This is a genomic window from Kitasatospora sp. MBT66 (assembly GCF_000710405.2).
In the GTDB taxonomy this organism is placed as follows: Bacteria; Actinomycetota; Actinomycetes; order Streptomycetales; family Streptomycetaceae; genus Kitasatospora; species Kitasatospora purpeofusca.
Genome location: NZ_JAIY01000006.1, coordinates 1357707 through 1365127 on the forward strand (window position 1 = coordinate 1357707; position 7421 = coordinate 1365127).

A 7421-nucleotide genomic window follows, 5' to 3' on the forward strand; every position below is an offset into this window, starting at 1 on the left:
CCTCCGCTCGGCTCGGGTCGGACCCGGCTCAGACCCGCTCGGGCTGCTTGGCCCCCGGGTCGGCGGCGGCCGCGCCGGCCGCCGGCTCCAGCCGGGCCATCAGCTGCTCGCCCTCCATGTCCACCCGCGGCACCACCTTGTCCAGGCTCTTCGGGAACCACCAGGCCGCCCGCCCGAACAGCGCCATCGCGGCCGGCACCAGCGCCATCCGCACCACGAAGGCGTCCACCAGTACGCCGACCGCGAGCGCGAAGCCGATCGGCTGGACGATCGGGTCGTGGCCGAAGACGAACGAGCCGAACACCGCGACCATGATCAGCGCGGCCGCCGTGACCACCCGGGCGCCGTTCTTCACCCCGGCCACCACCGCCTCGCGCGGCGCCATGCCGTGCACATGGTGCTCCTTCATCCCCGAGACCAGGAACAGCTCGTAGTCCATCGCGAGCCCGAACAGCACACCGATCAGCAGGATCGGCACGAAGCTGACCACCGGGCCGACCTTCGGCACGTCGATCAGGCCGTCCAGCCAGCCCCACTGGTAGACCGCGACGACGGCGCCGAGCGAGGCCGTGATGGAGAGCAGGAAGCCGGCCACCGCCTTCAGCGGCACCAGGATCGAGCGGAAGGCCAGCGCCAGCAGCACCAGCGCGATGCCCACGATCACCGCGACGAACGGCGGCAGCGCGTCGCTCAGCTTGGCGGAGACGTCGATGTTGGCGGCTGTGGTGCCGGTGACGTCGATCCGCGCGCCGGTCTCGGCCTCGAGGGCGTCGCGCTGGTCGCGGATGTCGGTGACCAGCTGCCGGGTGTCGGCGTGGTCCGGGCCGGTCTTCGGGATGACCGGGACGAGCGCGGTGCGGCTCGGCCCGTCCAACTGCGGCGGGAGCAGCGTCTGCACACCCGGCAGCGCGCCGAGCCGCCCGGCCACGCCCTGGACCGCCTGCTCCGGCTGCGCCGCCCCGGCGGCGTCGACCACCACGACCAGCGGCGCGTTGAAGCCGGGGCCGAAGCTGTGGTCGACGAGGTCGTACGCGGTGCGGGCGTCGGTGCCCTTGGCCTGAGAGCCGCCGCCCGGCAGGCCGAGGGTGAGGCTCGCGGCCGGCACGGCGAGCGCGACCAGGGCGGTGAGGCCCACCAGCAGCACGGCGAGCGGACGGCGCACCACGAAGCCCGCCCAGCGCTCGCCGAGCGTCGTGCGCCCGGTGGTCCGCAGCGCCCGCCGCCGGACCGGCAGCCGGTCGATGCCCCGGCCGGCGAAGCCGAGCACGGCGGGCAGCAGGGTGATCGCCACCAGCACCGCGACCACCACGGCGGCGGAGGCGGCCAGGCCCATCACGGTCAGGAACGGCACCCCGGCGACGGCCAGCCCGGCCAGCGCGGCGACGACGGTGAGGCCGGCGAACACCACCGCGCTGCCGGCGGTCGCGTTGGCACGGGCGGCGGCCTCCTCCGGCTCCAGGCCCTCGGCGAGGTGGCGCCGGTGCCGGGAGACGATGAACAGGGCGTAGTCGATGCCGACCGCCAGGCCGACCATCAGCGCCAGCACGGGCGCGGTCGAGATGACCTCGAAGGAGCTGGCCACGGTGAACACCCCGGCCATCGCGATCCCGACCCCGACCAGTGCGGTGAGCAGCGGGAGCCCGGCCGCGACCAGCGACCCCAGGGTGACCACCAGGACCAGCCCGGCCACGATCAGGCCGATCACCTCGCCGCCGTCGACCTGGGCCATCTTGTTGTAGGCGTCGCCGCCGAAGGCCACCGTGACACCGGCCGCGCGGGCCGGGTCGGCCGCCGCCCGGACCGCGTCGCGCTGCTGGTCGGTGATGTCGCCGAGCTTGCTGTCGAAGGAGACCAGGCCGAGCGCGACCGTGCCGTCCGGGGAGACCGCGCCGGTGGCGTACGGGTCGGGGATGCCCGCGACACCCGGGACGGCGGCGATCCGGGCGACCGCCTCGCCGACGGCCCGGGCGTTCTCGGGGCCCGTGATGCCGCCGGCCGCGTCGCTGCGGAAGACCACCTGGGCCGAGCCGTGGCCCTGGGCCGGGAAGGTGTCCTTGATCCGGTCCAGGGTGGCCTGGGCCTCGGTCCCGGGGACCTTGAACTCCTCGGTGGTCTTGCCGCCGAAGGCCGCGGCGCCGCCGCCGATCGCGATCAGCAGGGCGAGCCAGACGGCGAGGACGGTTCTCCTCCGGCGGAAGCAGAGGCGGCCCAGGCGGTACAGGTACGTGGCCATGCGTGCACCTTCGATCGGGTCGTTCGGGCAGGCGGGAGCGCGGTGCTCGGTCGTCCCGTTCACCGTACGCGCAACTTTGTCGCATGACAAAGTCGAGTGACGCGAACGTCCGACGAGATCATTCGATCCGGTTGTCCGAACATGGCGATACCCTGGCCCAATGGCTCACGTCCCGGCCGCCGAGCGGCGCCCCCAACTGATCCAGGCCGCGATCGACCTGATGGCCCGCGAGGGGATCGCCGCGGGCAGCACCCGCGCGATCGCGGCGGAGCTGGGCGTGGCACAGGCGACGGTGCACTACACCTTCGGCACCAAGAAGGACCTCTACCGGGCCGTCGTCGAGCAGCTGACCGCCGAGTTCATCGGCCAGGTCCGGGCCTCGGCCCCCGCCGAGGGCCCGTTCGGCGAGCAGGTCAGGACGATGGTCCACGCCCTCTGGGACAGCGCCGTCGGCGAGGACGGCAAGTGCGCGCTGATCACCGAGTTCTCCGCGATGGCGCTGCGCGACCCGGACCTGCAGGAGACCATGCGGGCACTCCAGCACGAGATCGAGGGCACCGCCGCCGCGCTGCTCACCGGGCTCGCCGCCGCGCACGGGCTGACGCTGCCGGTGCCGGCCGGGGAGGTCGCGGTGTACTTCCTGGCCGGCTTCAACGGCCTGAGCGACCGCTACCTGGTCCTCAAGGCCGCCGGCGAGGACCCGGAGCCGGAGTCCCGCCGGGCGCTCGACCTGCTCGTCGCCACCACCGTCGGCCTCTGCCTCGGCGCGCCCGCGCGGACCTGAGCGGCGGCGCGGTCCTGAGCGGCGGCGCGGGGGCGGGCACTCCCGATGCGAGCCCCGCCCCTGTCAGGACTGGACGATCCGGACCGGCAGCTCGGCCAGCACCTCCCGCAGCGAGGCCGCGAAACGGTCGTACTCGCCGCTGCGGGCCGACCCCGGCCGGGCGGCGAGCCCGATCCGGCGGCCCGGCGCGGGCGCGGCGAAGCGGACGGCGGCCAGCCGGTCGGCGCGGCCCGCCTCGACGTCCAGCGCGGTGGCGGGCAGCAGGGTCACCCCGAGGCCGCCGGCCACCAGCTGCACCAGGGTGGACAGTCCGGCCGCCCTGGTGGTCGAGCCGCCGGGGTCGGCGCCGACCTCGCGGCAGATGTCGAGGGCCTGGTCGCGCAGGCAGTGGCCCTCCTCCAGCAGCAGCACGTCCAGGTCGAGCAGCACGTCGCGGGCCACGTCCACCTGCCCGGCGAGCTCGTGCTCGGGCGGGGTGACCAGGACGAAGTCCTCGTCGAACAGCGGGATGTCCCGGGTCGGCGTGGAGCCGCCGGCCGGCAGCGCGAGCAGCAGGACGTCCAGCCGCCCGGCGGCCAGCCCCTCCAGCAGCGAGGGCGTCCGCTCCTCGTGGACGTGCAGCTCCAGCTCCGGGTAGCGGTCGCGGACCAGCCGCAGCACGGTCGGCAGCAGGTACGGGGCGACGGTCGGGATGACGCCCAGGTGCAGCGGCCCGGTGAAGGGCCGGCGGGCGGCGTCCACCTCCTCGGTGAGCGCCTGCACGGAGGCGAGCACCCGGCGCGCGTGCTCCAGGACGCGCTCACCCAGCGGAGTGATCATGACCCGGCGCGTCGTACGCTCGACGAGCTGCGCGCCCAACGACTCCTCCAGCGCCGCGACCGCCCCGGAGAGGGCCGGCTGGCTCGTACCGGTGGCCGCCGCGGCCTCCCGGAAGTGCCGGTGCTCGGCCACCGCGACGAAGGCCCTGAGCTGGGCGACCGTCGGCGCCCGGGGGCCGCGCGAGGTGGCGTTCCCCACAGCCGCGTCGGGTTTACGGGCGGAGGCCCTGCGACGGACGGGGCGGGAGGGGGGCGTGGGACTGTTGATAACTCTCTCCGATCAGTCACATCGAGTGTAGCTATTTCCCTGATCAGTCCACGATGTGGAATGGTGGAGACCGTTCCGCAAAACGGACAAACTCCCCTCGTCTCAACTTCAGGAGAAGCGAACGTGCTCACGATCGGTGACAAGTTCCCCGAGTTCGAACTCAACGCCTGCGTCGACCTGGACGCCGCGAACGCCTTCGCCGAGATCAACCACAAGTCCTACGAGGGCAAGTGGAAGATCGTCTTCTTCTGGCCGATGGACTTCACCTTCGTCTGCCCGACCGAGATCGCCGCGTTCGGCAAGCTGAACGACGAGTTCGCCGACCGCGACGCCCAGATCCTCGGCGTCTCCGGCGACTCCGAGTTCGTGCACCACGCCTGGCGCAAGGACCACAAGGACCTCCGCGACCTGCCGTTCCCGATGCTGGCCGACGTCAAGCACGACCTGATGCGCGCCTGCGGCGTCGAGGCCGCGGACGGCACCGCCCAGCGCGCCGTCTTCATCGTCGACCCGAACAACGAGATCCAGTTCGTCATGGTGACCGCCGGCTCCGTCGGCCGTAACCCGAAGGAGGTCCTGCGGGTGCTGGACGCCCTGCAGACCGACGAGCTGTGCCCCTGCAACTGGACCAAGGGCGAGGACACCCTCGACGCCCAGGCCCTGCTGGCCGGCTGACCCATGGCCCTCGACGACCTGAAGTCCGCCCTCCCGGACTACGCCAAGGACCTCAAGCTCAACCTGGGCTCGGTCATCGGCAACTCCGACCTCCCCGCCCAGCAGCTGTGGGGCACCGTGCTCTCCTGCGCGATGGCCACCCGCAGCCCCGCCGTGCTGCGCGAGCTGGAGCCCGAGGCCAAGGCCAACCTCTCCCCGGAGGCGTACAACGCCGCCAAGGGCGCGGCCGCGGTCATGGGGATGAACAACGTCTACTACCGGACGCTGCACCTGCTCTCCGACAAGGAGTACAGCAGCATGCGGGCCGGTCTGCGGATGAACATCATCGGCACTCCCGGCGTCGAGAAGGTCGACTTCGAGCTCTGGTGCTTCGCGGTCTCCGCGATCAACGGCTGCGGCCAGTGCCTGGACTCGCACGAGGCCGTCCTCCGCAAGGCCGGCGTCGACCGCGAGGTCGTCCAGGCCTCGATGAAGATCGCCGCCGTCCTCCAGGCCGTCGCCGGCGTCCTCGACTCCGAGGCCGCCCTGGCGAGCATCACCGCCTGACCCGGCACCACCACGCAACGGGCCCTTCGCCCCGGACTCCGGTCCGGGGCGAAGGGCCCGTTCGCGTACCCGCGTTCCCCCCACACCCACCCCGCTCCCCGACTACAGTCCGAACCGGACCGAACACACTTCCCGGAGAGGACCAGCGGCATGCCCGACACAGGGGGGAACACACGGTTCCGGACCGGGGCGGTGCGGTGACGAGCCGGGGTGGGTGGCGGAGGCTGGCGGTCGCCCACTGGGTGCTGGTGGGGGTCCTGGTGGTCGGGTGGGTCGCGGGGGCGTCGTTGCTCTCGCTGTTCGCGCTCGACGAGGACTGGCACGTGGACCGGGCCGCCCGGGTCGTTCTGCTGCCGCTGGTCGGACCGGTGGCAGGGGGGTTGCTGGCCTGGGCGCTGCTGATCGTCACACCGGCCCGCCGGTGGGCGGGAGCGGCGAAATCGGCGCTGGTCGCCAATGGCGCGCTGCTCGGCTGCATGGGAGCGCTGGTCTGGATGGCAGTGCTCGCCGCACGCTGAGCGAACATCGAACGGGCCCTTCGCCCCGGACTCCGGTCCGGGGCGAAGGGCCCGTTGCGTGGTTGGTCAGGGGGTGGGGGGATGGGGGCGGGTGGCGGCTTCGCGGGCGGCTTCGAGGGCGGTGAAGACGGCCTGGCCGGCCTCGTTGCGGCGGCGGAGGTGGGTGACCACGGTGTTGGTGACCGCGATCAGGGGGACGGCGACGATGGCGCCGCCGATGCCGCCGATGATCGATCCGGCGGCCACACCGAGGACGACGCCGAGCGGGTGGACCCGGACGGCGCGGCCGAGGATCAGCGGCTGGAGGACGTGGCCCTCGATCTGCTGGACCGCGATCAGGACCACCAGCACCATCAGCGCCGTCCACGGTGTCGTGGTGACGAGCGCGATCAGGACCGCGACGGTGCCCGTGACCAGCGCGCCGACCAGCGGGACGAAGGCGCCGAGGAAGATGATCACGGCGAGCGGCAGCGCCATCGGCACGCCGAGCAGCTGGATCCCGACACCGATGCAGACCGCGTCGATGAACGCCACGCAGACGGTGCCGCGGACATAGGCGGTGAGCGTGGCCCACGCCTTGGGGCCCGCGCCGGCCATCGCGTACCGGGAGTGCCTGGGCAGGCCGCGCAGGGCCCAGTTCCAGATCCGCTCGCCGTCGTAGAGCAGGAAGAAGGTGGTGAAGAACGCCAGCAGGACCGCGGTCAGCACTTCGACCGCGATCTGCGCGCCGGTGATGCTGGCGGAGGTGATCTGCTCGCTGTTGGTGCTGATCGCCTTGGTGATCTGGTTGGCGAAGTCGGTGATCTGCTGCTCGGTCAGGTGCAGCGGCCCGGTGATCAGCCAGTCCCGCAGCTGGTCGACACCGGCCTTGACCTTGCTGGTGACGGTCTCCAGGTTGGTGGTCACCTGCCAGACCACGAACCAGCCGACCAGCCCGATGCCGGCCAGTCCGCTCATGAACACCCCGCCGGCGGCGAGCGAGCGCGGGACCCCGTGCCGGCGCAGCCAGGAGACGGTGGGCTCCAGCAGCGCGGAGATCAGCAGCGAGGCGAGGACCGCGAAGGCGACCAGCCGCAGCATGTCGACGATGTAGAAGACGACGTAGAGCGCGGCACCGAGCAGCAGCAGCCGCCAGGTGGACTCGGCGGCGACCCGCAGGCTCCACGGCACCGCCTCGGCGGGGGTGGCGGGCCGGCCGAAATGGCCGTGCGGGGGCAGCGGGGCGGCGGTGGGAGCGGCGACCGGCGCGGGGGCGGCGGAGGCGGGCGGTGCGGCCACCGGGACGGGCGCGGCGGCCGGACCGGACGGCCCGGCCGGTACGACGGCCGCCTCCGCGGGCACGGCGGCCGCGCGCGGACCGGGCAGCGGACGGCCGGCCGGAGCCGCCGCCGGATCCACCGGGCCCACCGGATCCGCCTGGCTCACCGGGTGGAGGGTCTCGTGGAAGTCGGCCGCCATCGCGGCCCGTCGGCGCCGTTCGATGACGGCGGCCGCGCTCGCCACCACGGCCATGCCCTTGGCCACGGCCTTGAAGGCCTTTCCGCCCCGCGCCATGCTCGCTACCACTTCTCCCCGCCGG

7 protein-coding genes are annotated in these 7421 nt (G+C 73.2%); 4 read left to right on the forward strand and 3 right to left on the reverse strand.

All coding sequences use genetic code 11. The features are described from left to right. Positions 1 to 28 precede the first annotated feature (28 nt). Positions 29 to 2233 (reverse strand): MMPL family transporter, encoded by a 2205-nt coding sequence (locus tag BI06_RS18490; RefSeq protein ID WP_043469198.1) that lies wholly within the window; start codon positions 2231 to 2233, stop codon positions 29 to 31. Between the two features lie 160 nt (positions 2234 to 2393). Here BI06_RS18490 and BI06_RS18495 point away from each other — a divergent pair, with 160 nt between their 5' ends. Next, positions 2394 to 3017, forward strand: a complete 624-nt coding sequence (locus tag BI06_RS18495) for a TetR/AcrR family transcriptional regulator (protein ID WP_043469200.1) — start codon at positions 2394 to 2396, stop codon at positions 3015 to 3017. 63 nt (positions 3018 to 3080) lie between these two features. Here BI06_RS18495 and BI06_RS18500 read toward each other — a convergent pair whose 3' ends face one another. Beyond that, on the reverse strand, positions 3081 to 4034 hold the full coding sequence (locus BI06_RS18500) for a LysR substrate-binding domain-containing protein (protein WP_030397083.1): 954 nt from the start codon (positions 4032 to 4034) through the stop codon (positions 3081 to 3083). Positions 4035 to 4226: 192 nt separating this feature from the next. Between BI06_RS18500 and BI06_RS18505 the strand changes: the two genes are divergently transcribed. The 3 genes from BI06_RS18505 to BI06_RS48160 all read left to right on the forward strand — a co-directional run bounded on the left by BI06_RS18505 (position 4227) and on the right by BI06_RS48160 (position 5842). Next, positions 4227 to 4778, forward strand: a complete 552-nt coding sequence (locus tag BI06_RS18505; protein ID WP_030397082.1) for a peroxiredoxin — start codon at positions 4227 to 4229, stop codon at positions 4776 to 4778. Positions 4779 to 4781: 3 nt separating this feature from the next. Next, positions 4782 to 5324: an alkyl hydroperoxide reductase gene (locus BI06_RS18510; protein ID WP_030397081.1), complete on the forward strand. Its 543-nt coding sequence runs from the start codon at positions 4782 to 4784 to the stop codon at positions 5322 to 5324. A gap of 197 nt (positions 5325 to 5521) precedes the next feature. Beyond that, positions 5522 to 5842 (forward strand): hypothetical protein, encoded by a 321-nt coding sequence (locus BI06_RS48160; protein WP_149030394.1) that lies wholly within the window; start codon positions 5522 to 5524, stop codon positions 5840 to 5842. Positions 5843 to 5908: 66 nt separating this feature from the next. On the opposite strand, the gene BI06_RS18520 is transcribed toward BI06_RS48160, so the two are convergent. Next, on the reverse strand, positions 5909 to 7421 hold a 1513-nt coding region (locus tag BI06_RS18520; RefSeq protein ID WP_369826147.1), incomplete at its 5' end, for an AI-2E family transporter.

Bases quoted from the DNA above. Each gene is read 5' to 3' on its own strand.
- BI06_RS18490 (WP_043469198.1), bottom strand. From the start codon at position 2,233: ATGGCCACGTACCTGTACCGCCTGGGCCGCCTCTGCTTCCGCCGGAGG.
- BI06_RS18495 (WP_043469200.1), top strand. From the start codon at position 2,394: ATGGCTCACGTCCCGGCCGCCGAGCGGCGCCCCCAACTGATCCAGGCC.
- BI06_RS18510 (WP_030397081.1), top strand. From the start codon at position 4,782: ATGGCCCTCGACGACCTGAAGTCCGCCCTCCCGGACTACGCCAAGGAC.